This window comes from Modestobacter sp. URMC 112 (assembly GCF_053502575.1).
Map to the genome: position 1 here is coordinate 165,286 of NZ_CP199957.1, position 25,393 is coordinate 190,678.

Consider the following 25,393-nt stretch of genomic DNA (forward strand, 5'->3'; position numbering starts at 1 on the left):
CGGCCCCCCGTCAGGTGGCCGCGAGCGGGGCGACCTCGGCGATGCCGGCGCTGAACCCGTCGCCGGACTCGACCAGCCCGGTGACCCACACCAGCACCCAGCGGGTGGTCACCGGTTCGGCGAAGGTCAGCTCGTCGGTGCCGGTCAGCGTGCCGTTGGCCGCCACGGCGTAGTCGTCGAGCGCGCCGTCCCCCGACCCGCCGGTGCGCACCTCGACCGTGGCGCCGGGCGTGGGGGTGGTCACCGTGACGCCGGCCAACCGCTGCTCGCTGCCCAGGTCGTACAGCACGCCCACGCCGGGCTTGAGGTTGCCGAAGGCCGCCGAACCCCGGTAGGTAACCGTGGACCAGGCGGTGCCCGGGTCGCCGTCGAAGGTCAGGCCGACCTCGTCGTCGTTCTCCGGGTCGCCGTCCCCGAACGGGTTGAACAGGGCGGCCCCGGCGACCTGGGCCGGGGCGGTGGCCGGCGGGGGCTCCTCCTCGGCCGGCGGTGCCGCCGACGAGCTGATGGACGGTGTGCTGCCCTCGGTCGTGTCGACGGACGCCGCGACGTCCAGCACGTTGTTGCCGAACCAGAGCGCGACGGCCACGACGACGGCCAGGGCCAGCAGGGGCAGGCCGACCATGGCCAGCCGCCGGCGGTTCGACCGGCCCGTGTCCGGGTCCGCGGCGGGCCCGTCGCCGGGGTGGTCGTCCGGGACGAAGGTCGAGTCCCAGTCGAGGTCGTCCTCGTCCTCCTCGGCCGGCCGGCGGAGCGCGGGCCGCGGGCCGCCGGTCCCCGGCACCGGGGGCAGCCCGCGGGGCAGCCGGACGGACCGCTCGCCGGCGTCCGGGGCGGCCACCGTGTGGTCGGCGGCGTCGGCGACCTCGGGGAGGTCCCGCCGCTCGCGCATCCGGCGCAGCCATCCGCTGTCATTGAGGGCGTCGGGGCGCTGCTGGTCCTGGGGGCCGGTGCGCGGCCGCTCGGCGAGCAGGGTGACCATGGTCGCCGCGCTGGCCAGCCGGCTGGCCTGGTCCGTGGACCGGGCCCGGCGCACCAGGGCGGCGAGGTCCGGGGACGCGACGGGCGGCACGGTGCCGTCGGCGCCGGGGCCTCCGGTCAGGGCCAGCTCCAGCAGCGCGCCGAGCGCGGCGATGTCGCCGTCCATGGTGCCGGAGGCCGCCGGGACCGACAGCAGGCCGGCCAGGCCGCCGGGCCGCAGCACGACGTGGTCGGGGGTGAGGCCGCCGACGGCCAGGCCCACCCGGTGCGCCTCGGCGACGCCCTCGGCCAGCCGGCGGACCAGCGCACAGGCGTCCCGCTCGGGGAGCGGGCCCTCGGACGCCAGCCGCTCCCGCAGCGTGACGCCCTCGAGCCACTCGTTGACGACGTACGCCGCGCCGCCCGGGCCGTCGGCCCCGGTGCCCTCCGCGGCGTCGTAGACCATGGCGAGCGCGGGGGTGGCCAGGCCGCCCGCGGTCAGCGCCCGGGTGATCCACTCCCGGGCGGCCGGCCCACCGGGGGTGTGCACGCGCAGCGCGACGTCGCGGTTGAGCACCCGGTCCCGGGCCCGCCAGGACCGGATGACGCCGGTCCGGGTCACCTCGTCCGGTGCGGACTGGTCGATCGGGCGGTAGCGGTCGGGCAGGCCGGTGGTCGTCGACGTCACGGACGCTGCCGACCCCCTGCTCGTTCCGGCCGGGGACGGCGTCCCCGGGTCAGGCACCGGGACGGTCCGGGCCGCGTCCCCGGCCGAGTCGCGCCCGGACGCCGGCGAGTGCCCCGGTGACCTCGGGGACCCTCGCCGCCACGGCTCCCGCGACCACCGCGATGCCGATGACCACGGTACCGACGAGCAGGGCTCCGAGCGACCCCACCACCGAGCGCCCCAGGACGTCCTCGACGCCGGCCACGGCGGCCCAGCCGAGCAGCCCGGCGACCAGGGACACCGCTGCGAGCCGCAGGAGGCTCCCCAGCACGCGGCGGCCGCGGAGGGTGCCCAGCCGACGGCGCAGGGCCACGTCACCGACGACCCAGCCGACGACGAAGGTGATGCTGGTCACCAGCATGAGCCCGGCCACCACGTGGTCCGGTGCGACGACGACGGGCACCAGCAGGACCAGCGGCACCCGGACGGCGACCATCACCAGCTGGACCAGCGTGGGGGTGCGGGCGTCCTTCATGGCGTAGAACACCCGCAGCTGCAGCAGGGTGACCGCCATCGGCAGCAGCCCGACCGCGCCGATGGCCAGCGCCGTCCCGACGCCGCGGGCGTCCTCCAGGCTGGCGTTGCCGCGCGCGAACGCCACGGTGGCCAGCGCCGGCCCGAGGACGACGAGCACCGCGGTGACCGGCAGCAGCCCCACCGCGGACAGCCGGGTGCCCAGTGACAGGTCGGCGATCACGCCGTCGACGTCGCCCCGGGACGCCGCGCGGCTCATCCGGGGCAGCAGTGCGGTGAGCAGCGCGACGCCGATGATCCCGTAGGGCATCTGGAACAGCAGGCTGGCGTTGCTGAGCGCCAGCGGGCCCAGGCCGCCCTCGTCCGCCGCCCGGTTGGCGACCCGGCTGGTGACGACGACGCCGACCTGGCTGACCAGCACGTAGCCGACCACCCACAGGCCCAGCGTGCCGACCTCGCTCAGCCCGGTGCCGCGCAGTCCCCAGCGCGGCCGCAGCGGCACGCCGTGCCGGGGCAGCAGCGGGACCAGGACCAGCGCCTGCACGGCGATCCCCAGCGTCGTCCCGATGCCCAGCAGCCACACCTGGGTCGGGGTGATGGTCAGCGGGGTGAGCTCGCCGGGCCCGCTGGTCAGCACGAACAGCGCCCCGGTGGCGATGACGACGACGTTGTTCAGCACCGGCGCCCAGGCCGGGGCCCCGAAGACCCCGCGGGCGTTGAGCACCGCGGTGGCCAGCGCGCCCACCCCGTAGAAGACGATCTCCACCAGCAGGATCCGGGCCAGCCAGGTGGCCAGCTCGACCTGCCCGGGGGCGGAGGACCCCTCGCGGATCCCCATCAGCCAGGTCAGGGCGGGCGCGGCGAGCACCGCGACGACGGTGAGCACGCTGAGCCCGGCCACGGCGAGGGTGAGCAGCCGTTGCGCGTAGCGCACCCCGCCGTCGGCGTCCTTCTCCTGCGCCCCGACCAGCAGGGGCACCAGGACCGAGGTGAGCACGCCGCCGAGCAGCAGCTCGTAGACGAGGTTGGGCAGCGTGTTGGCCACCGTGTAGGCGTCGCCGACCGCCGCCAGCCCGAGGACCGCGGTGAGCACGACGGTGCGCAGGAAGCCGGTGAGCCGGCTGACCAGCGTGGCCACCGCCATCGTCCCGGCCGCGCGGAGGATGCCCCGGCTGCCGCCGGGGGCGCCCTCGCGCTCCTCGACCTCCTCGGCGGTCTCCTCGCCGTGGGCGGGGACCGGCGGCAGCGTCGGGATCAGCTGCGTGTCGTCCGGACCCGGCACGAACCGCGACCGGGGCGGCGGCACCGGGGGCAGCACCGGGCGCGGCCGGCCGACCGGCGGGGCCGCGGCGGACCAGGCCGGCTGCTGCCCGGACGGAGGCCCGCCGGAGGGCAGCGGCGGCACCGGTGGCCGCGGGCGCTGACCGGACGGCGGCCCGGGGACCGGCTGCGGGGCCGCGCCCGGCTGGACGGCCGGTTGCTGTGCCGGCGTGGGGCGGGAGACCGGGCCGCCGGGCGGGCGCGCCGGCGGCGGGGGTGGCGGCCACACCCGGGGCGTCCGGACCGGCGCCTCCCCCACCGCGGGTGCCTGACCGGGCGGGGGAGCGGCGCGGTAGGGCGGCGGGGGCAGCGGTGCCGGGCGCGGGGACTCCCGGCGCGCGTCGTCGTGCCGGTCGTCGTCCTGCCGGTCGTCCTGACCTCCGCCGTCCCCTGCGCGTCGGTGCTCCGCGGAGCCGGCCCAGGGGCCGGAGCTCACACCGGGCTCCGCACCGGCGGCAGCGCGACCGGCTCGGCCGGTTCCCCGGCTGCGGCCGCGCCGCGGCGGCGGACGAGCAGGAAGCGCACCAGCCGGCGCAGGAAGAGCAGGCCGAGCAGCACCCCGGCGCCCAGCGTGATGGCCAGCGTGATCGTGCCGTAGGCGGTGCTCTTCACCTGCAGCTGGACCGGGTCGCCCAGGGCACCCCCGGCCGGGGTGGTGAGCGTGGCGGTGACGGTGAAGCCACCGGACTGCCGGACCTCGGTGGCCACCTGGACCGTGGTGCGGGACTGCGGCTCCAGCCGGGTGACCCCGACGTCCTCGGTGGTCAGCCCCACGTTGGCCCGCGCCCGCAGGTCCACCCGCACGTCGACGGCGAACGGCAGGTCGTTCTGCACGGTGAGCACCAGCGGTGCGTCGCGGGACGCCAGGCTGTAGGTGCCCTCGGCGGGGTCGACCAGCCTGACCTGGTCGCGCAGGTCGGCCACCGTCGCGCGCAGGTCGTCGGTGGCGTAGACGAAGCCCTCCGGGTCGGTGCGCCACGCGGCGGAGCCGGCCCGGGCCAGCGCGGCGTCGTACCCGGCGAGCACGGTGGCCGGATCGCCGACCACGGCGGCGGCGAAGTCGTCCCGCACGGCGGCGGTCCGGGCGATCTCGACCAGCCCGGCCTCCGGCAGCAGGCCGGCCCCGTCGCCGTCGGGGGACTGCAGCTCCCCGGCGTCGCGGACCGGGCCGGCGGCCAGCCCGGACACCGAGACCGCACCCAGCCAGGGCTCGGTCACGGTGTCCCTGATCATCGCGCCGGCCCAGGCCGGGTCGGCGTCGAGGAGCCGGGGCGGGGCGACCAGCACCGTCTGCGGCGCGGTGGGGTCGACGTCGGCCAGCTGGCCGGTGAGCACGCCCAGCTCTGCGAGGTAGCGCTGCTCGGCCATCCGCGCGCCCTCCGGGTCGGCCCCGGCAGCGGCGACGAGGTCGGCGAGCGCGCCGTCGGCGACCAGCGCCGACAGCTCCCCGCCGGGGGTGGGCACGGTGGTGCGGGCGGCGGCCACCGCGCCGGCCACGTCGCCGACGGCCCGGTCGCCGTCGGACAGCGCCGCCTCGTCGAGGACGACGCCGGTCACGCCGCCGGCCCGCAGCAGGGCGAGGGTGTCCGGCAGGGCGCTCCCGCCGGCCGGCCAGGCCAGGTCGGTGACAGGTTCGGTGCCCAGGAGGTCCCGGACGAGGTCCGCGCCGGCTCCCGAGCCGTCGTCCTCCGCGGGCGCGGTGCCGGCCGGGGTGCCGGTCGGCGCGGCGGAGGCCGCCGGGTCGCCGCCGTCCTGGGGGCCGGCCGGGGCCGCGGGGACGGTGGCCGGCGTGCCTCCGGCAGCCAGCGGCTGGCGGGCGGTGCCGGCGTCGGTGCCGGGCAGGGTGCGGGTGAACACGTCGGCCTGCCCGACCGAGAGGAGCGAGTCGCCGTCCGCGTCGGCGTAGGGCAGGGCCACCACCGGGTGGAGCGCGGCCAGGGCCCGGAGCCGGTCGAGGAAGTCCGCCGCATCGGCGGTGCCGGCGCCGGCGCGGTCGCCGACGGCGAAACTGCCCGCCGCCATCAGGGACAGCTCCTCCAGCAGCGCGGGGTCGACGGCCAGGGTGACCGGGACGGCGCCGGGGACGCCGAGCGGCGCGGTGGTGGGCAGCGCCTCCAGCACGGCCAGGGCTCGGTCCAGCCGCCCGCCGGCGGCGACCTCACCCGCGAGCAGGTCGTCGGTGAAGGCCCCGGTCGCGTCCCGGTGCGGCCGGTCGGCCAGCGGCCACAGCCAGGCCACCGTCGTCCGGCTGGTCGGCACCGCCGGCTGCGCCACCAGGTGGGTGGCCAGCTCCGCGACCCGCTCGGCCACCCCGCCGTCCCGGGTGCCGTTGACGTTGACCAGCGCGGGGAAGACGCCGTCCTCGGGGAGCTGCAGCTCCGCCGCGGTGGTCGTGTAGGTGAAGGCCAGCGAGTCGCCGGGGTCGAGCTCGCCGGCGATCGGCTGGAAGGGCGCGGTGGCGACGCTGCCCCCGTCGGGCGAGGCGACGTCCGCGGCCAGGGCGCGGCGGGTGGTGAGCTCCGCCCCCCGCTGCAGCCGCACGGTCAGGTCGGTGATGGTGTCGGTGCTGTCGTTGACCAGGGTGCCGGCGACCACGATGGCCGAGCCGGGGGTCACCGTCCGGGGCTCCAGCCGGGTGACGGTGATCTGCACCGGCCGGTCGGCGTCGTCCCCGGGGGCCGGCGCCGCCTGTGCGGGCGGCGTGGGGAGGAGCGCCGGTGCCACGACCAGCGCCCCGGTCAGGACCGCGGCTGCGAGGGGGCGGCCGACGGCGCGGCCGGCGGCCCGCCGTCTCACGCCGTGTCGGCCAGCAGTGCCGGCGCGCGCTCGACCAGCGCCCGCTCGTCGGCGTACGCCAGCCGTCCGCCCAGCTCGTCCAGCGGGACCCAGGCCACCTCGGTCACCTCGACGTCGGCGTCGGACAGCGCTCCGCCGACCGCGCGGAGCAGGAAGTGGTGGACCGTCTTGTGCACCCGGCGGCCGTCGGCGACGAACCAGAAGTCGATGATGCCCAGCGGCGCGACGACCTCGCCGATGATGCCGGTCTCCTCGGCGACCTCGCGGACGGCGGTGTCCTCGGGGGTCTCGCCGGCCTCGATGTGCCCCTTGGGCAGGGACCAGAGCAGCCGGCCGCGGCGGTCGGTCCGTCCGATCAGGGCCGCCCGCGGACCGGTGACCTCGTCGTCGGCGACCACCAGGCCACCGGCCGAGGTCTCGTCGACCCGGCGCAACCGGCGGCCGGGGCGCCGTCGCCCGCCCGTCCCAGCCATGCCGAGAGGGTAGCGCGCGCAGCGGCACTACCCTCGATCGTCGTGTCCTCGGTGCCGCCGCGTCGTCCTCCTGTCCTGCCCGTCCCCCCGGCGGTGCAGGCGACGGTGCGCGAGCTCGTCGACCTCTCCCCCGTGCTGTCCGACCTCGGCGCCCGGTTCGCCGCCGCCGGCTTCTCCGCGCACCTGGTGGGCGGGTCGGTGCGGGACGCGCTGCTGGCCGCCGGGGCGACCGGCCGGCCGCAGGCGCCCGGGGACCTCGACGTCACCACCGACGCCCGCCCCGAGCAGGTCCTCGAGCTGCTGCGCGGACTGGCCAGTTCCACGTGGAACACCGGCATCGCCTTCGGCACCGTCGGTGCGGAGGTCCGCGGCGAGCGGGTGGAGATCACCACCTTCCGCGCCGACCGCTACGACCGCGAGTCCCGCAACCCCGAGGTGGCCTGGGGCTCCTCGCTGGTCGAGGACCTGGCCCGGCGCGACTTCACGGTGAACGCGATGGCGGTGTCGCTGGGACCCGACCGCACCGTGACCGACCCCTTCGGCGGGCTCGGGGACCTGCTGGCCGGCCGGCTGCGGACGCCGGGGGCCGCCGTCGACTCGTTCGCCGACGACCCGCTGCGGATGCTGCGCGCCGTGCGCTTCGTGGCGCAGCTGGGGCTCACCCCCGACGAGGAGGTGGTCGAGGCGATGACCTCGCTGGCCCCCGCGCTGGCCCGGATCACTCCCGAGCGGGTCCAGCACGAGTTCTCCCGGACGCTGCTGAACCCCGCGCCCCGGGCGGCGCTGGAGCTGTTCGTGTCCACCGGCCTGGCCGACGTCGTGCTGCCCGAGCTGCCCGCGCTGCGGATGGAGATCGACGAGCACCACCAGCACAAGGACGTCTACGCGCACTCGCTGACCGTGCTCGACCAGGCGATCGCACTCGAGCTGGCCGATGGAGAGGCGCCGTCCCCGGATCTGGTGCTGCGGCTGGCTGCCCTGCTGCACGACATCGGCAAGCCGGCGACCCGGCGGCACGAGGGCCGCGGCGGGGTGTCCTTCCACCACCACGAGGTGGTCGGGGCCAAGCTGGTGCGCAAGCGGCTGACGGCGCTGCGGTACCCCAAGGAGGTCGTCGAGGACGTCTCCCGCCTGACCTTCCTGCACCTGCGGTTCCACGGGTACGGCCGCGGCGAGTGGACGGACTCCGCCGTCCGCCGGTACGTCACCGACGCCGGTGACCTGCTCCCCCGGCTGCACAAGCTGGTCCGCTCGGACTGCACGACCCGCAACCGGCGGCGGGCGGCGGCGCTGGCGGCGACCTACGACTCGCTCGAGCAGCGGATCGCGGTGCTGTCCGAGGCGGAGGACCTGGCCCGGATCCGGCCCGACCTGGACGGCAACCGGATCATGGAGCTGCTGGGCATCGGCCCGGGCCGCGAGGTGGGCGAGGCCTGGCGCTTCCTCAAGGACCTCCGGGTCGAACGCGGGCCGCTGGAGCCCGCGGCGGCCGAGGCGGAGCTGCTCGCCTGGTGGGCCGCCCGCTCCCGCTGAGCCCTACGGCTGGGGCAGCGGGTCCGGTGTCGTCCGGGGCGCGGCGTCCGAGAGCGTGGGGAACCTGCGGGTACGCATCCCGGCGAGGTGCCAGAAGCCCAGGGCGGTGAGCAGGTAGCCGGCCCCCACCACGGCCAGCATCGCCCAGGAGACCCCGGACGCCGGCAGCCACAGCGCGCCCAGCAGCAGGGCGATGACGAAGGTGACGTTGAAGAGGGTGTCGTAGACGGAGAAGACCCGGCCGCGGAAGTCGTCCTCGACCGCCTCCTGCAGCGTGGTGTCGACGCAGATCTTCACCGCCTGGGCCACGAAGCCCAGCGCGAACACGGCGCCGACGACCGCCGCCGGCCGGAACAGCCCGCCGAGCCCCAGCTGCCCCACCCCGGCGGCGACCAGCATCAGCGTGATCCAGCGCCCCTTGCCCATCCGGCGCACCGCCCACGGGGTCACGGCGGCGGCGAGCAGGGTGCCGGCCGCCCCGGCCGCCAGCACCTCGCCCAGCCCGGCCAGCCCGCCGGGGAAGAACCCCGAGTCGGCGGTGAAGGTGTTCCGGTACAGCAGCAGGGTCATCAGCGTGAGCAGCCCGTAGAAGACCCGGTGCACGCTCATCACGGCCAGGACGACGGCGGCCGGCGGGTGCTGCAGCATGTGCCGGGTGCCGGCCGCCATCCCGTGCAGCACGTCCCGGGCGCTCACCGTGGCGGCCAGCGTCGCGTGGTCGGGCCCCAGGTGGGAGCGGGGGAACCCCGAGACGACGGCGGAGGCGGCGACGTAGGGCACCGCCGACGCCAGCGCCAGCGTCGCGTACCCGGCGTTCCCCGAGCCGACCAGCGCGGTGGCGACGATCGCCGTCCCCCCGCCGGCGACGGAGGCGACCGCGCCCGACGTGGTCGACAGCGCGTTGGCCGACACCAGTGACGCCTGGTCGGTGGTGTGCGGCAACCCGGCCGACAGCGCGGAGAGCACGAACCGGTTGACCGAGAAGACGGCGAGGCCGGCGAGGTAGAAGGCGGCGCCCTGCACCCCGGCCAGCACCAGCCCGGCCACCGCCGTGACCAAGACAGCGCGCACCAGGTTGGCCACCAGCAGCACCTGGCGCCGGCTCCAGCGGTCCAGCCAGACACCGGCGAACGGGCCGACCAGCGAGTACGGCAGCAGCAGGACGGCGAAGCCGACGGCGACGTCCATCGGGTCGGTGGCCTGCTGCGGGTTGAACAGCACCGTGCCGGCCAGCGCGGCCTGGAAGACCCCGTCGCCGAACTGCGAGCTGAGCCGGGTGAGCAGCAGCCGGACGAAGTCGCGGCGGTGCAGCAGGTGCCGCACCGTGGTCGGCGTCCGGTCCGTCACCGCCTGCTGCACGCCCCCGACAGTACGGCGGTGTACGCACCCCGGCAGCCGACCGGGAGGACACGCCGTCGGGCCGCGGAGGCGGGACGGCCGGCCCCCCGACCGGGCGGGCCTGAGGCACACTGGAGGGGATGACCCCGGTGCCCTCGTCACCCGATCCCGAACGCCGTCCCGCTGCCGGACCGGCGGCGGGCAAGCGACGTCGCGACGCGACGCCGGCGCTGTCCGTCGGCGGCCTGGACGACGTTCGTCCCGGGTCGCTGCTGGTGGCCATGCCGGCGCTGACGGACCCCACCTTCGCCGGTGGCGTGGTCTACGTGCTCGACCACTCCGGGACCGGGACGCTGGGCGTGGTGCTGGGCCGGCCGAGCGAGGTCCGGCTCCGCGACGTGCTGCCCGGCTGGTCCGACCTGGCCGTCGAGCCGGGTGTCTTCCACGTCGGCGGCCCGTGCGAGACCGACACCGCGCTGTGCCTGGCCACCACGGCGGGCACGGGGCCCGCCGACCCGGACGGCGGGCTCCGGCAGGTGGCCCCGGGTGTGCACCTGGTCGACCTGGACACCGACCCCGACGAGCTGGAGGGCCAGGTCACCGGGCTCCGGGTCTTCGCCGGGTACGCCGGGTGGTCCGAGGGGCAGCTGGCCGGCGAGCTGGCCGAGGGGGCGTGGGCCTGCGTCCCGGGCGCCCCGGCGGACGTGCTGGCCGGCGCATCGGGTCCCGAGCTGTGGCGCGCGGTGCTGCGGCGCCAGCGGGGCCGGCTGGCCGTCCTGTCCACCGCGCCGTCGGACCCCACCGCCAACTGAGCGGGGCGCGTGCCCCCTGGGGCTGGTGAGACGACGCGGAGCGGGACCACTGGGCAGGTGGGGCACCGGTCTGGTAGGAACGGGGCTGCACGAGGGGGCGACCTGGGGAAGAGGCCGCCCCCTCGTGTGCTGTCCGGGCTAGATGCCGACCGCGGCGGCGATCTCCGGGTGCGCCGTGGCGTCGAGGGTCTCCTCCTCCGCCGGCAGCTCGATCTCCCGCTCCCCGTGGTCGGTCAGCGTGATGGTGACGTCGAACTCCTGGCCGGGCAGCCGGGTGACGTACTGCAGCAGCAGCCGGTCCTCGGCGCCCACCGTGATGGTGGTGCCGGTGCCGGTGCGGAAGACCGACGCCAGTTCGCCGTTGACCGACCGGCTGCCCTGCCAGGTGTAGCCGTTCTCGGTGAAGGAGCGGGGGTCGTCCTCGCTGCGCGCGGACAGCCGCGGGACCATCTGCACCAGGACGTCGACGAGCGAGGCGGCGCCGGCGTCGTCGGTGGTGGCCAGCGGCCGTCGCACGTAGCCGGCCTCGGGCAGCCCGGCGGCGCCCACCGCGTCGGCCAGGCCGGGGACGTCCCCGAACCAGAGGTCCCGGCCGGTGAAGAAGACCGTGCGGGTCTCGGCCGGGCGTCCGTCGGTGTACTCGGTGACGCCCTGGGCCCGGCCGGTGCCGCGGCGGAAGTCGACCTCGCCGGTGAGGGTCAGCACCGCGCCCTCGGCGTAGGGGGCGGTGACCTCGAAGTCCGCGCCGCCGGCCTGGAAGTCGCGGTACAGCAGCCCGGCGAGCACCTCGGCCTCGGTGGCGCTGACCGGGTCGCCCGGGACCCGCTCGGCCCCCTCGTCGCCGCCGCAGCCGGCCAGCAGGGCCAGCACCACCAGGATCGACAGCACCAGGGACCAGGGACGACGGGCCAGCATGCCTCAACACTATGAGCCGTCGCCGAGGGACCCGGACCACCGGCCCGGGCCCCTCGGCCTTCCTGCAGGGTCCCGCCCCGAGCTCGCGAGGGGTGGGGGCAGGAAGGTCCTTCTAGTGGCCTCGGATGAAGGCCTCGACGGCGTCGCGGGCGGTGCTGTCGTCGTACTGCTCGGGTGGGCTCTTCATGAAGTAGGAGGAGGCGGAGAGGATGGGTCCGCCGATGCCGCGGTCCTGGGCGATCTTGGCGGCGCGGACGGCGTCGATGATGATGCCGGCGGAGTTGGGGGAGTCCCAGACCTCGAGCTTGTACTCCAGGCTGAGTGGGACGTCGCCGAAGGCGCGGCCTTCCAGGCGGACGTAGGCCCATTTGCGGTCCGACAGCCAGGGGACGTGGTCGGAGGGGCCGATGTGGACGTTGCCTGCGCCCATGTCGCGGTCGACCTGGCTGGTGACCGACTGGGTCTTGGAGATCTTCTTGGACTCCAGGCGCTCGCGTTCGAGCATGTTCTTGAAGTCCATGTTGCCGCCGACGTTGAGCTGCATGGTGCGGTCCAGTTGCACGCCGCGGTCCTCGAACAGCTTGGCCAGCACCCGGTGGGTGATGGTGGCCCCGACCTGGCTCTTGATGTCGTCACCGATGATGGGGACGCCGGCGGCGGTGAACTTGTCGGCCCATTCCTTGGTGCCGGCGATGAAGACGGGCAGGGCGTTGACGAAGGCGACGCCGGCGTCGATGGCGGCCTGGGCGTAGAACTCCGCGGCCTGCTGGGAGCCGACCGGCAGGTAGCAGACCAGGACGTCGGCGCCGGAGTCGCGCAGGGCGGCGACGACGTCGACGGGCTGCTCGTCGGACTCGGCGATGGTCTCCCGGTAGTAGCGGCCCAGCCCGTCCAGGGTGGTGCCGCGCTGGACGGTGACCCCGAGCGGGGGGACGTCGCAGATCTTGATGGTGTTGTTCTCGCTGGCGACGATGGCCTCGGAGAGGTCGCGGCCGACCTTCTTGGCGTCGACGTCGAAGGCGGCGACGAACTCGATGTCGGACACGTGGTAGTCCCCGAACCGCACGTGCATCAGCCCGGGGACCGACCTGGTCGCGTCCGCGTCCCGGTAGTACTCCACACCCTGCACCAGGGAGGAGGCGCAGTTGCCCACTCCCGCGATCGCCACACGAACCGAACCCATGGCAGTGCTCCTCACTCGTGGTCGTCGTACTCGTGGTCGTACCGGTGGTGGTACTGGTCGTCGTGCTGGTCGTCGTGACCCGGTCGGTCTCAGCCCCAGCGGTCGTCGTCGTGGTCGATGCTCGTGACCTGGCCGGTGGCGGTGTCGACCTCGACCTCGGTGGTGGTGTGGTCCTCGTGCAGGACCGTCACGTCGTACCGGAGACCGGTCGGCTCCTGGTCCTGGTCCCACTCCACGACCCGGCCGGGAGCGGTCTCGGTGGCGACCGCCATCGCCTGCTCCAGCGTCAGCGGCGAGGAGGCGGGTGCCGGCGCGGTGCTGCTGCCGGTGCCCGGGGTCTCCCGCGGCACGTCCCGCCCTCCGGCCGCGGCCGGGAGCGCGGCGTCGGCGAGGTGGGCCTGCGGCGTCGTCGCTCCCGAGGCCGACCAGATGCTGGCGGCGCCCACGCCGGCGCCGGTGCCGACGGACAGGGCGAGGGCGAGGCCGAGGAGCTGCTTGCGGGATGCCGATGGACGCAACATGGGGGTGTCCTCCCTGATCAGGCCGCGGGTCCCGTCGACCCGCGATGTCCTGGGGAGAACGATGGGCGACCGCCGACCCCGTCAGAAGCCACCCTGGGTGGCGCCGTGCGACACCTGGGGGTCGAGGCTGCACACCTGCTGGGCCCCCGGGAGGGGTGTCAGAGGTCCTTGCGGCTGACGAGGCCGAGGCCGAGGACCCGCTCGACCAGCTTGACGCGCTTCTGGTTCTGCGGGAGCTCCTCGAGCTGGAACTTCTGGAACAGCAGGCGCAGCTGGGTCTTGACCGCGTCGACGCTCAGGAAGAGCTCGTCGGCGATCTTCTGGTTGGACGCCGGGGTGGCGTACGGGTCGTCGTGCTTGTAGGGCCGGCACAGCGCGGTGACGATCTGCCGCTGGGTCGGGGACAGCGACGCCACGGTGACCAGTTGCTCGCCCACCTTGGTCAGCTGGGTCGACGCCCGGCTGGTGTCCCGGAACCGGAACGACGTGGAGCCGAGCACGAAGGTGTCGCTGTCGCGCAGCCGCCGTCGGCCGCTGAGCCGCTCCCCGTTGAGGTACGTGCCGTTCCGGGACAGCCCGTCGTCGACGAGCGTCCAGTCGGGACCGACGAGCTCGAGTCCGGCGTGCACCCGGGACACCTGCTCGTCCCAGCCCAGTTCGACGTCGCACCCGGAGCTGCGCCCGAGGGTCAGTGAGGTCCTGCCCTCGAGCGGGACGAAGCGCTGGACCCCGGTGTCGTCCCGGTACACCAGCACCGGGCCCTCGGCGCCGGCCCACTGCCACCGCCCGGCAGCCTCGCCCGGGCCGGTCATCGCCCACCGCGCATGTGCTCACCGTACGACCCGGCGCCGCCGTCGCGGGGGTCCGGACGGGTCGTCTGCCGCGACGCCGGTGCACCCGGACCCCGCGGGATCGTCACGGTTCTGGTCGGGGCGCCGGGCGGCTAGCCTGACACCGCGCGAGCGGCCCCGACTGGAGGAACGCGTGGCCAGCAACGGCCCGTCATCGAAGGGCGGCGGCGACCTCCGTCGCACCTTTGGGCTGTTCGGGCGGTTCACCGCCGGGCAGCGATGGGCCTTCGTCGTCGCCACCGCCTTCCTGGCCCTCGAGGCGGCCACCGCCGTCGCGGTACCCGACCTGATCAAGCGCCTGACCGACTTCCTGATCGACGACCGGCGGCCCAGCCTGCTGGGCTTCACGCCGTCGATCGACGCGACGATCCCGCTGATCGCGCTGGCCATCGTGGTCGCGACCGCGGTGAACAGCTCCTCGGCGTCGCTGGCCGTGATCTTCCTGGCCCATGCCGCGCGCACGCTCGGCTTCAACGTGCGGGGCGCGCTCTTCGCCCACCTGCAGCGGCTGCCGCTCGCCTTCCACCTCCGGCGCAGTACCGGCGACGTCCTCACCCGGTTGACGGGTGACGTCAAGGCGATGGAGGACTTCGTCGAGGGCTCCTATGGCGAGATCGTGGGCGGTGCGATGGTCCTCGCGGCCACGCTCGCCTACCTCTTCGGGCAGTCCCCGCAGGTCGCGCTGCTCGCGCTGGCGGTCGTGCCGCTGCTGATGGTGGTGTCGAGCGTCTTCACCCGGCGGATCAAGAAGGCCTCCAAGCAGCTGCGGGCCAGCGAGGGGGAACTGGCGTCGACGGCACAGGAGATGCTGGCGACGATCAGCCTGGTCCAGGTCTACGGTGGCGCAGACCGCGAGGCGCGGAAGTTCGCCGAGCAGAGCCGGGCGGCGCGGGACGCCGTGCTGCGGACCGGGAGGCTGGAGGCCTTCTTCGGCTTCAGCGTCGCAGTCCTGGAGGCCGTCGGGGTCGCCGTGGTCATCCTCGTGGGCGCCCGGCTGGTGTCCTCCCGCACGCTCACCGCCGGCGACCTCGTCGCGTTCATCCTGCTGATCCAGAACATGTTCAAGCCGATCCGCAAGATCATCAAGCACTGGAACAAGGTGGCGAGCGTCTACGCCAGCGTGGAGCGGGTCGGTGAGCTGCTCGACCGCCGGGCCACAGTGGCGGACCTGCCGGGCGCGCAGCCGGCGCCTCCGCTCCGCGGCGAGATCGAGTACCGGGACGTCAGCTTCGCCTACCAGGCGCGTACCGACGACGAGGAGTCGGTCGGGCGACTGGCGCTGCAGTCCCTGAGCTTCCGGATGGCTGCCGGCGAGGCAGTGGCACTGGTAGGGCACAGCGGTGCAGGCAAGAGCACGATCGCCCAGCTGCTGCCGCGGTTGTACGACCCGCACGCTGGGGCCGTCCTCGTGGACGGCCACGACATCAGGGGGTTCACCCTGGACTCCCTGCGTTCGCAGATCAGCATGGTCCTGCAGGAGACGGTCCTGCTCCGCGGCACCGTCGCGGAGAACATCGCCTACGGCCGGGAAGGGGCGACGTTCGACGAGGTCCTCGCCGCTGCGAAGCAGGCGAACGCCCACGACTTCGTCATGGACATGCCCGACGGCTACGACACCGTCCTCGGCGAGCGCGCTGCGACGTTGTCCGGGGGGCAGCGACAGCGGCTGGCCATCGCCCGCGCCTTCATCCGGGACGCCCCCATCCTGATCCTGGACGAGCCGACGACCGGACTGGACGCCGAGTCGGCCGCCCTGGTGGCCGAGTCCCTGCAGACGTTGGCCCGGAACCGGTCCACGCTCATCGTGTCGCACGACTTCAACCTCATCCGCTCGGTCGACCGCGTCCTGGTGATGTCGGCGGGCCAGGTCCTCGAGGAGGGCAGCCCCGAGGACCTGCTGGCCAGCGGCGGGCTCTACGCCGACCTGTACGCCCGGCAGTTCGGTGAGGCAATGGCGGCCAACGGCGCCACGGCCGACGGCACCGGCGCGCCGGGGCTCCCGGCCGGACCGACGCCGGACGACGACGGGCCGGCCGCGGACGCCGAGCCGTTCGAGGCCGTCCTGACCGAGGCGGTGCCGCGGCCGGCGTCCCGGGCGGAGTTCCTCGCGCTCACCGGCTGGCACCCCACCGTCCGTGCCGCCGCGCACGGCGCGGACGAACTGGACCCGCTCCGCTCGCCGGCCCTGACCCGGGCGCTGCCCGGGCTGGCCGAGGCGCTGACCGGGTCCGCCATGGTCCCCCGCCTGCAGCGCATGCTGGCCGAGGGATGGGAGGTGCTGGCCTGCTCGCCCGGCAAGCCGTACGTGACGCCCGCGGACGGCGCCACCCTGCAGTACCGGTTGGAACTGCGCCGCTCCGGGGCCGCCGAGGTGGTGGAGCACCTCGTCGCCGGGCGGCTCGTCCGCACGGACGAGGCCGCCGAGGACTGGCTGGCCCGGATGGACCCGCTGGCCGAGGGCCTGGACGGCCGGGCGGACCTGCAGGCCTTCGCCCGCCCGGCGCTCCTGGTGCCCGAGCTGCGGCTGGTCCTGCACGCGTTGCCGCTGGACCCCGGGCTGCCGGGCCTGGTGCCCGCCACCGACCCCGGGGAGCTCGTGGGGCTGCTCGGGCCGCTGCTCACCAGCTCGGTCCCCGGGCTGGTCCTCGAGGGCTGCCGCGCCGAGGTGGTGCGCCACCGGCCGGGCAGCTGCGTGCTGCGGTACGAGCTGGCCTGGCGCCTGGAACCCAGCCGCCGCAGCCTCAAGCAGGTCGTGTACGGCAGGGCGTACGGGGACGGCCGGGGTGAGCTCCTCGGCCCGGCCGTGTCCGCACTGCGGCAGCTGCTGCTGGACGGGTCGGGGAGCTCCCTGCCGTTCCTGGTGCCCCGGTTCCAGGCCTACCTCCCCGACCTCCGGCTGGCGCTCCTGGACGCGGTGCCCGGGTCGCCGCTCCTGCCGACGCTGGTCCGGTCCCGGACGGGGGTGCCCGGCCCGCCGGCGGCCGGCGGCCCCGGCCCCGGGGAGGCGGTCGCCGCGTGCGCCCGGATCGCGGCAGCGCTGCATCGCTCCTCGATCCCGGTCGGGCCCGCCCGCGGCCTCGCCGACGAGGTCGACGCGGCACGGGCAGCCGTCGAGGACCTCGCCCCGATGGCCCCGGCGCTCGCCGCGTCGCTGCACCGACGCCTCCGCGCGGTCGGCGACCTGGTCCTCGACCCGCCCGGGCCACGGGGCGTCGCCCACGGCGACTTCCACCCGGCGCGGGTGCTCTTCGACGGTCCGACGACCAGCCTGGTCCACTTCGACGCGGTCTGCCTGGCCGAGCCGGCCCTCGACCTGGGCCAGTTCACCGGCCGTCTGGCGGTGGCGGTCCGCGCGGCCCACGGCGCTGCGGGACGGACACCGGACGGCGGCGAGGAGCTCGCCTCGGCCTTCCTCCGTGAGTACCTGCGCCGGTCCGGCAGCACCGAGCCCGACGTCCTGCTGGCGCGCGTCGCCGCGTACCGGACCGTGGCGCTGGCGCGGCTGGCGGTCCGGAGCTGGTGCCGGCTCAAGCCGCAGCGGCTGCGGCCCGTGCTGGCCCTGCTGGACGAGCCGGAGCGGGTCGGCGTGCGCTGACGCGCCGGGGATCGCGGGAAGGGACGTCCGCAGCCGTTGACACGTCGTGGTCGGGCGGTCTTGCATGGGACCTCGAACTCAGTCCCTCCATCCGTCCCGCGTGCCGTGGTCCACACGGAGTGCAGATGACCGGTCGCCGTCGGACCCCCGAGATCGTCGCTCGCCCTGGCGCCGCAGCGGTGCCCGGCGCAGCCGCGGGCAGACCATGACGACGCAGCCCCCGGGCACCGAGATCGCCGGCTACCGGATCGAGTCGGTCATCGGCCGCGGCGGCATGGCGGTGGTCTACCGCGCCGAGGACATGCGCCTCGGCCGCCGGGTCGCGCTGAAGCTGCTCACCCCCCAGCTCGCCGACAACGACCAGTTCCGGCAGCGGTTCATCCGGGAGTCACGGCTGGCGGCATCGCTGGACCACCCGAACATCGTCCCGATCTACGAGGCCGGCGAGGCCGACGGCGAGCTGTTCATCGCGATGCGGTACGTGCTGGGCAGCGACCTGAAGGGCGTGCTCGCGGACGAGGGCGGCCGGCTGTCCGTGCAGCGGACGCTGTCGTTGTTCCTGCAGATCGGGGCCGCACTGGACACCGCCCACCGGGCCGGCCTCGTGCACCGGGACGTCAAGCCGGGCAACGTGCTGGTCACGGCCCGCCGGGAGGGCCAGCAGCAGTCGAGGCGCACGCGGTCCGTCGACGGCGACCACGTCTACCTCACCGACTTCGGGCTCACCAAGCGCACCGCCGAGCTGTCCGGCGGGCTGACCGGCACCGGGCACTTCCTCGGCACCGTCGACTACGTGTCGCCCGAGCAGATCCAGGGGCGGCCGGTGGGCCCGGGCACGGACGTCTACGCGCTGGGCTGCGTGCTCTACGAGTGCCTGACCGGACAGATGCCGTTCCGGCGGGACGACGACGCCGCGCTGCTGTGGGCGCACCTGGTCGAGCCGCCCCCACCGGTCACGGCGCTCCGCCCCGAGCTCCCCGGGGCGGTCAACGCCGTGGTGGGGCGGGCGATGGCCAAGGACCCCGCGGAGCGGTACGAGTCGTGCGAGGAGCTGATGCACGACCTGGAGCTGGCCCTGGACGTGCCGGCACCGCCGTCCCCGGCGCCCGGCGCCGCGGACGGCGACGGCGGCCGGCCGGGCGATGACAGCGGCCAGGTGACCGTGCTGAGCGGGTCGGCGCACGGGTCCGGCGAGGTCGCGGGCTACAGCCTCGCCATCGACCTCGGGACCACCTTCGTCGCCACCGCGGTGGCCGGCGACGCCGGGCTGGAGATGTTCCCCCTGGGTGACGGCTCGGTGGTCGCGCCGGCCGCCGTCTACGTCCGGGACGACGGGCAGCTGGTGACCGGTGAGGCCGCCGCCCGGCGGGCGGTGAGCAACCCCGACCGGGTGGCGCGGGACGTCAAACGGCACCTGGGCAACCCGACCCCGGTGATGCTGGGTGGTGCGCCGTACGCGGTGAGCGACCTGCTCGCGGCACTGCTGCAGGACGTGCTCGTCCGGGTGACCGAGCGCCAGGGCGCACCGCCGGAGGTCGTCGCGCTCACCCACCCGGCCAACTGGGGACCGACCCGCAGACAGCTGTTCGAGGACGTGGCCCGGTCCGTGGGGCTGACCGATCCGGTGTACACCACCGAGCCCGAGGCGGCGGCCACGCACTACGCCTCCACCCGTCCGCTGGACGAGGGCGAGGTCATCGCCGTCTACGACCTCGGCGGCGGCACGTTCGACGCGACGGTCCTCCGCCGCACGGCGCACGGCTTCGAGATCGTCGGGACCCCGGAGGGCATCGAGCGGCTCGGGGGCACCGACTTCGACGAGGCGATCCTCGCCCACGTCAACTACGTCTCCGGCGGTGCGCTGACCGAGCTGGACCTGAGCGACCCGAAGACCGTCGTCGCGCTGGCCCGGCTGCGCCAGGACTGCACGCTGGCCAAGGAGGCGCTGTCGGTCGACACCGAGGCGAAGATCCCGGTGTTCCTCCCCAACCGGCACTTCGAGGTCACCCTCGACAGGTCCGAGCTCGAGGGCATGGTCCGGGCCCCGATCGAGTCGACGATCGGCACGCTGCACCGGGTGCTGCGGGCGGCTCAGGTCGAGCCCGACGCGCTGTCCGCGGTCCTGCTGGTGGGGGGCTCCTCGCGGATCCCGCTGATCTCGCGGATGGTGTCCGAGGCCTTCGGGCGGCCGACCGTCGTCGGCACCCACCCCAAGCACGTCGTGGCCCTCGGTGCCGCCGTGCTGGCCGAGGCCCGCCGCAACGACGCGCCCGCCAGGCTGCTGACCGGCGCCGACGCCGGACGGACGGCGGAGGGCTCGGTCGTCGCCCAGCACCGGCCGGCGTTCTCCGCTGCCACCGCGGCGTGGCAGCCCTCGTCGGCCTGGACGTCGTCGCGCGCCGCTCCCGCCGGTGGGGTCGCCGGGGCCCCGGCGACCGACGGAGCGGGACCGGCCGGCCTGGTGCCCGAGCCGCGCACCGGCGAGCCGTCCGGGGGCGGCTCCTCGGCGGCCCCTCCGCCGTCGACGGGACGGCCCGCGGAGTCCCCGGGAGGGCTCCCGGAGGGCGCGGGCGACCGGCGGCGCCGGTCGGCGCTCGTCGTCCTGGGGCTGGTGCTGCTGCTGATCGCGGTCGTGGGCGGGGCCGTCTTCCTGAGCCAGCGGCCGGACGACCGGGCCGGGGCGGGCCAGACGGCGTCGTCGCCGGACGCCCCGGCACCGGAGACCCCGGCGCCGCAGGCCCCGGCAGCGGAGACCCCGGCCTCCGTGGCGACGGCCGTCCCGATCCCGTCGATCGGTCCGAAGATCCCGGTCGGGACCACCCCGGGGTTCGTCGTCGCCGCACCGAGCGGCCGGCAGCTCTACGTCGCCAACCGGGAGGCCGGCGTCGTCACGGTCGTCGACACGGCCGTGGACCGGGTGACCGCGACGATCCGGATCGACGCCGGACCGCCGCAGTTCATCGCCTTCAGCCCCGACGGCCGCCGGGCCTACGTGAGCGTGTGGGACGAGGCCCGCACCATCGCGGCGGTCAGCGTCCTGGACACGACGACGAACGCGGTGGTCGAGACCATCCCCGTGGAGACCCGGCCGTTCCTCTCGGCGGTGTCGCCGGACGGGAAGTCCATCTACGTGCCCAACCACGACACCGACAACGTGTCGGTCATCGACACCACGACCGACGACCTGGTCACCGACTTCCCGGTCGCGCCCAACCCGCACTGGGTCGCCTTCACCCCGGACGGGTCCAAGGCCTACACCGCCAACCACGACTCGAGCGTGGTGTCGGCCATCGACACCGCGACGCACGCGGTCACCGCCGAGATCCCGACGCCGAAGAGCCCGCACAGCATCGCGGTGCACCCGACCCGGCCGATCCTGATCGTGGCGACCTACGACGCCGACTCGGCGACCGTGATCGACACCGAGAAGGACACGGTGATCGCGACGGTCCCGGTCGGCAGGTTCCCGCAGCACGCCGCGTGGTCCGCCGACGGCCGGTTCGCCTACATCACCAACAACGAGGACAACAGCGTCTCGGTCATCGACGCGGAGAGCTTCGCCGTCACGGCGACGATCCCCACCGGCAACTCCCCCACGTCCCTCGCGGTCCTGCCCGACGGCAGCAGGGGCTACGTCAGCGACCTCCGCGACGGCACGCTCACCGTGCTCAACCTGGGCGGGTGACCCCGGACGGCGCCAGGCAACGGCAGACCTCGTCCAGCACCGCCGTCACCTCGCCGGGTCGTGGGCTGTGCAGCCGGTTGACCCGCCGCGCCGCGATCTTCAGCAACAACGCCGCCTCGTACGCGGACGCGCGCCGGGCGGTGCCGGCACCGGTCGCCGCGGGCTCCCCCCGCTCGGCGAGGCGCTGCTGGTAGGTGGCGAGGAAGGTCCCGGCGGCGGCCTCGAACCACTCCCGACGTCCGGCCCGGCGCTGGAACAGCCCGGGAGGCCGCAGGTAGGCGAGGAAGTAGCCGACGTCCAGGGCGGGGTCGGCCAGGCAGACCTGGTCGAAGTCCACGAGGGACACCGCGCCGTCCCGGACCAGCAGCTGGCTGGGCTTGTAGCTGCCGTGCGCGGGGCGCACCGTGTCGGTCGGCAGACCGGTCAGCGCGGTGCCCACGGCCCCGGCGACCCGGCGCACCTCGGGCGCCAGCCCCGGCACGTACTGCTCGAGCAGCCTCCCGCGCTTGGCTGCCTTCCCGGCCTCGTCGGCCCCGGTGCGCAGGCGCAGCCCCCCGGTGTCCAGACCACTGGTGTGCAGTTCGGCGAGGGCCCGGGCCGCACGGCCGACCACCGCGAGCGCGTCCGGGTTCCCAGGGTGCAGGACGTCCAGCCCCGATCGCGCGGGCACCGGGTCACGGCTGCTGCCCAGGTCCTCGGTCAGCGCCAGCGGCAGCCCCGGCACCACGCCGAGGGGCTCGGCCGTCCAGGTCAGCGCCGCCTCCCCGCGCAGCCGGGCCAGCAGGTCGTCGGCGGCGTGCGCCTCGGCCTCCTCCCGGTAGAGCTTCGCGACGAGCGTGCGGGTCGTCGGCGCGGGGCCCGTTCCTCCGCCCGGGTCGCTGAAGGTCAGCCGGTAGCGGACCACGCACCGGTCCCCGGGCTTGTAGCGCACCGGCTCGGCGGTGGCCGACAGCAGCGGGCGGTCGGGCGGCACGTCGTGCACCCGCCGCACGGCCGACTCCAGCGCGGCGGTCAGAGCGGGGTCCTCGGACGGCGCCATCACGGTGCTCAGGGAGGGCAGCTGCGGGTCGTCCGGGAACCGGCGGACCGTGGGGCCGGCCGGGGCACCGGCGTCCGGCTCCCCCAGCAGCGACAGTTCGTCCACGGTGACCGTGTACACCTCCCCCGACCCGCCCGGGCCGAAGACCGCGACGAGCCCACGTCCCGGCTTGCGGCGCAGGTAGCGGAGCGGTGGCCGGGTCCGGTCGGTGCCCTGCGCGGCCAGGTGGGCGTCGAGCGCGACGGTCGCGACGGCCACGTTCGGCCTGCCCGGTCCGGTGGGGGCGCTCATGCCGTCACCGTCCTCGTGCTCACGAGGGTGGACACGAAGCGGAGCAGGGAGTCCGCGGGGTGGGCGGCGCCGCGGAAGCCGGGGAAGGGGTTGACGTCCACCACGACCGGCCGCCCCCCGCTGACCAGCAGGTCCACGCCGTACAACTGGAGACCCAGGGCCGCTCCGGCGTCCCGCACCGACCGCGTCCAGTCCTCCGGGAGGTGGGCGGGGTCCAGGAGCTCGTCGGAGCCCTTGTCGGTGGACTCCAGCGCGCTGCGTCGCCGGGCCGCGGACAGGTCCGCGCCGATCACCCACATCTTCACGTCGAACCCGTCGTTGGCGGCGAACTCCTGGGCGACGACCGGCTCGTCCCCCCACTCGGGCAGCAGCTCGACGAGCTGCGTCCGGCTGCCCACCAGGCGCACGAGGTCGCGGCGGGAGCTGGTCCGGCTCTTCACGACCAGAGGCCACGGCAGCGAGGGCCCGTACGCCAGTTGGCGCAGCGCGGGGACCGACCAGCTGCGGGGGGCCGGGACGCCCGCGCGGTCCAGGGCCTCCGCCGTGACGGCGCGGTCCAGCGCCGCCGCCGTCGCGTCCGGGGAGTTCACGACCAGGCTGCCGGCCCGCTGTGCCGTCTGCGCGACCCGTCTCGCCTCGACGGAGCGGGACTTGAGCAGGACGACGTCCGGCGGCTGCACCGCCGGCTCGCCGTAGCCCGCCGGGAGGGTCCGGGAGTCGTGGACCTCGACCTCGTGCTGCTGGGCCAGCACCTCCATCACGGTGCTGAGGACCGGGTTCAGGTGCGCGTCGGCGAGCAGGTGGATCCTCATGACCTGGCCTCCTCGACGGTGGTGAGCGTGCGGCGGTAGACGGTGGGGGCCGCGGCCTGGGCGGCGGCCCGGGCGGCGGCCTGGCGCCGGGTCACGCGCAGGACGGTGCGGGCCAGCCGCCAGGCGGCCTGCGGGACGTTGCCGAAGCTGGGGAAGTCGTTGACGTCCAGGACGACCCAGCCGTCGGCGGACTGGACGACGTCGATCCCGTAGACGTCCAGCCCGAAGACCCGGCCGACCGCGCGGGCCAGGTTCCGCAGCTCCGGGGTGACCGGGATCTGCTCCTCGACGACGTCGGCGCCCGGGTGCAGCGGCGAGCGCTTCACGGTGGCGAACACCTCGCCGCCGGTGTCGTAGAGCTTGACGTCGTAGCCGGGGTTGGGGAGGTAGGGCTGGGCCAGCAGGCTGCCGCTGTCGTCGATGTCCAGCCGCGCCAGCTCCCCGGGGCTGTCCACCCGGTACACGTCCCTCATCGAGCTGCCGTTGTTGGGCTTGACCACCAGGGGGTAGCAGTCCAGCGGGATCTGGTCCAGCAGGGTCGACCTGGACGCGAACCAGGTCTTGGGGAAGGGGATGCCGGCGGCCCGGGCGCGCACGGCGGCCACGGCCTTGTCCCGGGCGAGGCGGATGGCCCGGTGGTCGTTGATCGTGGTGACACCGGCGGCCGCGGCGGCTTCCAGCAGGCTCAGGCCCGGGCCGGAGGAGACGGTCTTCAGCACGAAGGCGTCGTACCGGGCGACGTCGGTGGGCAGCAGCTCCCACAGGTCGGCCACCGTGCCGTTCGGCCGCAGCACGTCGACGTGGTGCCCGCAGGAGCTCAGCACGTCCACGACGGCGCCGGGCATCACGTCGTTCTCGTACTTCTCCTCGACGATGAAGCACAGCCGCGCCGGGGAGGTCAGCAGCACCTCGCCGAACTCCCGGATCGCAGAGACGTCCATCCGCCGCGTCGCGCCGTGCGTGGTCGAGCTGGTCATCTGTGTGCCACCCCTCGGGTCCCCGGGCCGGCTCTCGGCCTGACACCACTGTGGACCTGGCGGAATCGGATGGACAGGGACCCGAGGGGTGGGCCGGGGCCGCTCGAGGTGTGGCCGTGCACCACCCAGGTGGGGCGGGTCGGCGACACCGCGGGGGCGCCACCAAGGTGGCCGAGGGCGACACCCGGTGCGGTCCCCGCTCACCCCTGAGGTGCCTGTCCGGGCTGCTCGCGGCGGCCGACGCTCTCCTCGTGACCGAGTTCCCCAGGACGCAGACGAGGACGACGATGAACCGGGACGACGGCTCCGGCCGGCACGTGGTCGCGCTGGCCGAGGAGGAACTGCTGCGGTCGCGGGCCGACGGGCGGGTCCAGGTCCTCGGGCACCGTGGGGCCGTGGGCCCGGGCACGCCGGAGAACTCGGTGGCGGCGGTGACCGAGGCCCTGCTCCAGGGTGCGGACGGCGTCGAGACCGATGTGCGGCTCACCGCGGACGGCACCCTGGTCTGCTCCCACGACCCCGTCGACCAGCTCGACACCGCCGCGCGAGCGTCGCTCGCGACGCTGCCCGAGCTGCTCGCAGCCGCTCAGCTGTCCGACGGGACCCGGGTGGTCGTGGAGGCCAAGCCGGTCACCGACCCCGCCCTCGTGGTGCGGACCGCGCACGCGCTCGCCGAGGTGCTGCGCGCCTCCGCCGGCACCGCCGCCATCACCGTCTCGTCCTTCGACCCCGTCCTGCTGACGACCGTCCGCCGGGCCTGCGCGGACCTGCCGGTGCGCACGGCGCTGCTGGGCGACAAGGCCGACCCCGCCGACGATGTCGTGCGGCGCGCGTCCGAGGACGGTCACGACGAGGTGCACCTGCCGCTGGCCGGTGTCCAGCGGACGCCGCAGGCAGTGGAGGTGGCGCACTCCCTGGGTCTGGCGGTCGCGCTGTGGACGGTCAACGGTCGCGCCGCACTGCAGTGGGCGGCCGAGCTCGGCGCGGACGCCGTGATCACCGACGACGTCCTGACCGCCTGGAGCGAGCTGGACCGGACCGTGTTCCCGGAACTGCTCGCCGCCTGAGGAGCTCCCCGGCACCGCGGTTCC

17 protein-coding genes are annotated in these 25,393 nt (G+C 75.3%); 5 read left to right on the plus strand and 12 right to left on the minus strand.

Features of this window, described 5'->3' with window-relative positions; all coding sequences use genetic code 11:
* Positions 1-10: 10 nt before the first annotated feature.
* Genes ACWIX6_RS00790 through ACWIX6_RS00805 form a run of 4 tightly spaced genes read right to left on the minus strand, consistent with a single transcriptional unit; the run spans position 11 to position 6,750 of the window.
* On the minus strand, positions 11-1,648 hold the full coding sequence (locus ACWIX6_RS00790) for a hypothetical protein (RefSeq protein WP_448614940.1): 1,638 nt from the start codon (positions 1,646-1,648) through the stop codon (positions 11-13).
* A gap of 49 nt (positions 1,649-1,697) precedes the next feature.
* Positions 1,698-3,917, minus strand: coding sequence for a murein biosynthesis integral membrane protein MurJ (murJ, locus tag ACWIX6_RS00795; RefSeq protein ID WP_448614941.1), 2,220 nt, complete (start codon positions 3,915-3,917; stop codon positions 1,698-1,700).
* Positions 3,914-6,277 carry a DUF6049 family protein gene (locus ACWIX6_RS00800; RefSeq protein ID WP_448614942.1) on the minus strand — a complete coding sequence of 788 codons (2,364 nt, stop codon included), beginning with the start codon at positions 6,275-6,277 and terminating at the stop codon, positions 3,914-3,916. The genes murJ and ACWIX6_RS00800 overlap by 4 nt, the downstream gene beginning before the upstream one ends.
* Positions 6,274-6,750 (minus strand): NUDIX hydrolase, encoded by a 477-nt coding sequence (locus tag ACWIX6_RS00805; protein ID WP_448614943.1) that lies wholly within the window; start codon positions 6,748-6,750, stop codon positions 6,274-6,276. The genes ACWIX6_RS00800 and ACWIX6_RS00805 overlap by 4 nt, the downstream gene beginning before the upstream one ends.
* A 42-nt stretch (positions 6,751-6,792) precedes the next feature.
* On the opposite strand from ACWIX6_RS00805, the gene ACWIX6_RS00810 reads away from it, so the two are divergent.
* The gene (locus ACWIX6_RS00810) at positions 6,793-8,283 is read left to right on the plus strand and encodes a CCA tRNA nucleotidyltransferase (RefSeq protein ID WP_448614944.1); all 1,491 of its coding nucleotides are present in this window, start codon (positions 6,793-6,795) and stop codon (positions 8,281-8,283) included.
* 3 nt (positions 8,284-8,286) lie between these two features.
* Here ACWIX6_RS00810 and ACWIX6_RS00815 read toward each other — a convergent pair whose 3' ends face one another.
* The gene (locus ACWIX6_RS00815) at positions 8,287-9,642 is read right to left on the minus strand and encodes an MFS transporter (RefSeq protein WP_448614945.1); all 1,356 of its coding nucleotides are present in this window, start codon (positions 9,640-9,642) and stop codon (positions 8,287-8,289) included.
* 119 nt (positions 9,643-9,761) lie between these two features.
* Here ACWIX6_RS00815 and ACWIX6_RS00820 point away from each other — a divergent pair, with 119 nt between their 5' ends.
* Complete coding sequence (locus ACWIX6_RS00820; protein WP_448614946.1) at positions 9,762-10,433, plus strand: YqgE/AlgH family protein; 672 nt, start codon at positions 9,762-9,764, stop codon at positions 10,431-10,433.
* Between the two features lie 138 nt (positions 10,434-10,571).
* Here the strand turns inward: ACWIX6_RS00820 and ACWIX6_RS00825 are convergent, their stop codons facing one another.
* The 4 genes from ACWIX6_RS00825 to ACWIX6_RS00840 form a co-directional block, all read right to left on the minus strand.
* Positions 10,572-11,348 (minus strand): hypothetical protein, encoded by a 777-nt coding sequence (locus ACWIX6_RS00825; protein ID WP_448614947.1) that lies wholly within the window; start codon positions 11,346-11,348, stop codon positions 10,572-10,574.
* 112 nt (positions 11,349-11,460) lie between these two features.
* Positions 11,461-12,531 (minus strand): inositol-3-phosphate synthase, encoded by a 1,071-nt coding sequence (locus ACWIX6_RS00830; protein ID WP_448614948.1) that lies wholly within the window; start codon positions 12,529-12,531, stop codon positions 11,461-11,463.
* Between the two features lie 89 nt (positions 12,532-12,620).
* Complete coding sequence (locus ACWIX6_RS00835) at positions 12,621-13,052, minus strand: PepSY domain-containing protein (protein ID WP_448614949.1); 432 nt, start codon at positions 13,050-13,052, stop codon at positions 12,621-12,623.
* Positions 13,053-13,210: 158 nt separating this feature from the next.
* Positions 13,211-13,864, minus strand: a complete 654-nt coding sequence (locus ACWIX6_RS00840; protein ID WP_448614950.1) for an FHA domain-containing protein — start codon at positions 13,862-13,864, stop codon at positions 13,211-13,213.
* Positions 13,865-14,036: 172 nt separating this feature from the next.
* Here ACWIX6_RS00840 and ACWIX6_RS00845 point away from each other — a divergent pair, with 172 nt between their 5' ends.
* Positions 14,037-17,498 carry an ABC transporter transmembrane domain-containing protein gene (locus ACWIX6_RS00845; RefSeq protein ID WP_448614951.1) on the plus strand — a complete coding sequence of 1,154 codons (3,462 nt, stop codon included), beginning with the start codon at positions 14,037-14,039 and terminating at the stop codon, positions 17,496-17,498.
* Between the two features lie 205 nt (positions 17,499-17,703).
* Positions 17,704-21,183: an Hsp70 family protein gene (locus tag ACWIX6_RS00850; protein WP_448614952.1), complete on the plus strand. Its 3,480-nt coding sequence runs from the start codon at positions 17,704-17,706 to the stop codon at positions 21,181-21,183.
* Here the strand turns inward: ACWIX6_RS00850 and ACWIX6_RS00855 are convergent.
* The 3 genes from ACWIX6_RS00855 to ACWIX6_RS00865 are packed head-to-tail and all read right to left on the minus strand — an operon-like array spanning position 21,167 to position 24,302.
* On the minus strand, positions 21,167-22,513 hold the full coding sequence (locus ACWIX6_RS00855) for a phosphotransferase family protein (protein ID WP_448614953.1): 1,347 nt from the start codon (positions 22,511-22,513) through the stop codon (positions 21,167-21,169). The two genes, ACWIX6_RS00850 and ACWIX6_RS00855, sit on opposite strands and share 17 nt — an antisense overlap.
* Complete coding sequence (locus tag ACWIX6_RS00860; protein WP_448614954.1) at positions 22,510-23,325, minus strand: ATP-grasp domain-containing protein; 816 nt, start codon at positions 23,323-23,325, stop codon at positions 22,510-22,512. Before ACWIX6_RS00860 ends, ACWIX6_RS00855 begins: the two co-directional genes overlap by 4 nt.
* The gene (locus tag ACWIX6_RS00865; protein WP_448614955.1) at positions 23,322-24,302 is read right to left on the minus strand and encodes an ATP-grasp domain-containing protein; all 981 of its coding nucleotides are present in this window, start codon (positions 24,300-24,302) and stop codon (positions 23,322-23,324) included. The genes ACWIX6_RS00860 and ACWIX6_RS00865 overlap by 4 nt, the downstream gene beginning before the upstream one ends.
* A gap of 251 nt (positions 24,303-24,553) precedes the next feature.
* Here ACWIX6_RS00865 and ACWIX6_RS00870 point away from each other — a divergent pair, with 251 nt between their 5' ends.
* A complete protein-coding gene (locus ACWIX6_RS00870) occupies positions 24,554-25,369 on the plus strand; it encodes a glycerophosphodiester phosphodiesterase (protein ID WP_448614956.1) in 816 nt (271 codons plus the stop codon).
* Positions 25,370-25,393: the final 24 nt, after the last annotated feature.

Coding starts and splice junctions, on each gene's coding strand:
- ACWIX6_RS00805 (WP_448614943.1), bottom strand. CDS start 6,750: ATGGCTGGGACGGGCGGGCGACGGCGCCCCGGCCGCCGGTTGCGCCGG.
- ACWIX6_RS00820 (WP_448614946.1), top strand. CDS start 9,762: ATGACCCCGGTGCCCTCGTCACCCGATCCCGAACGCCGTCCCGCTGCC.
- ACWIX6_RS00825 (WP_448614947.1), bottom strand. CDS start 11,348: ATGCTGGCCCGTCGTCCCTGGTCCCTGGTGCTGTCGATCCTGGTGGTG.
- ACWIX6_RS00830 (WP_448614948.1), bottom strand. CDS start 12,531: ATGGGTTCGGTTCGTGTGGCGATCGCGGGAGTGGGCAACTGCGCCTCC.
- ACWIX6_RS00835 (WP_448614949.1), bottom strand. CDS start 13,052: ATGTTGCGTCCATCGGCATCCCGCAAGCAGCTCCTCGGCCTCGCCCTC.
- ACWIX6_RS00840 (WP_448614950.1), bottom strand. CDS start 13,864: ATGACCGGCCCGGGCGAGGCTGCCGGGCGGTGGCAGTGGGCCGGCGCC.
- ACWIX6_RS00850 (WP_448614952.1), top strand. CDS start 17,704: ATGACGACGCAGCCCCCGGGCACCGAGATCGCCGGCTACCGGATCGAG.
- ACWIX6_RS00855 (WP_448614953.1), bottom strand. CDS start 22,513: ATGAGCGCCCCCACCGGACCGGGCAGGCCGAACGTGGCCGTCGCGACC.
- ACWIX6_RS00860 (WP_448614954.1), bottom strand. CDS start 23,325: ATGAGGATCCACCTGCTCGCCGACGCGCACCTGAACCCGGTCCTCAGC.
- ACWIX6_RS00865 (WP_448614955.1), bottom strand. CDS start 24,302: ATGACCAGCTCGACCACGCACGGCGCGACGCGGCGGATGGACGTCTCT.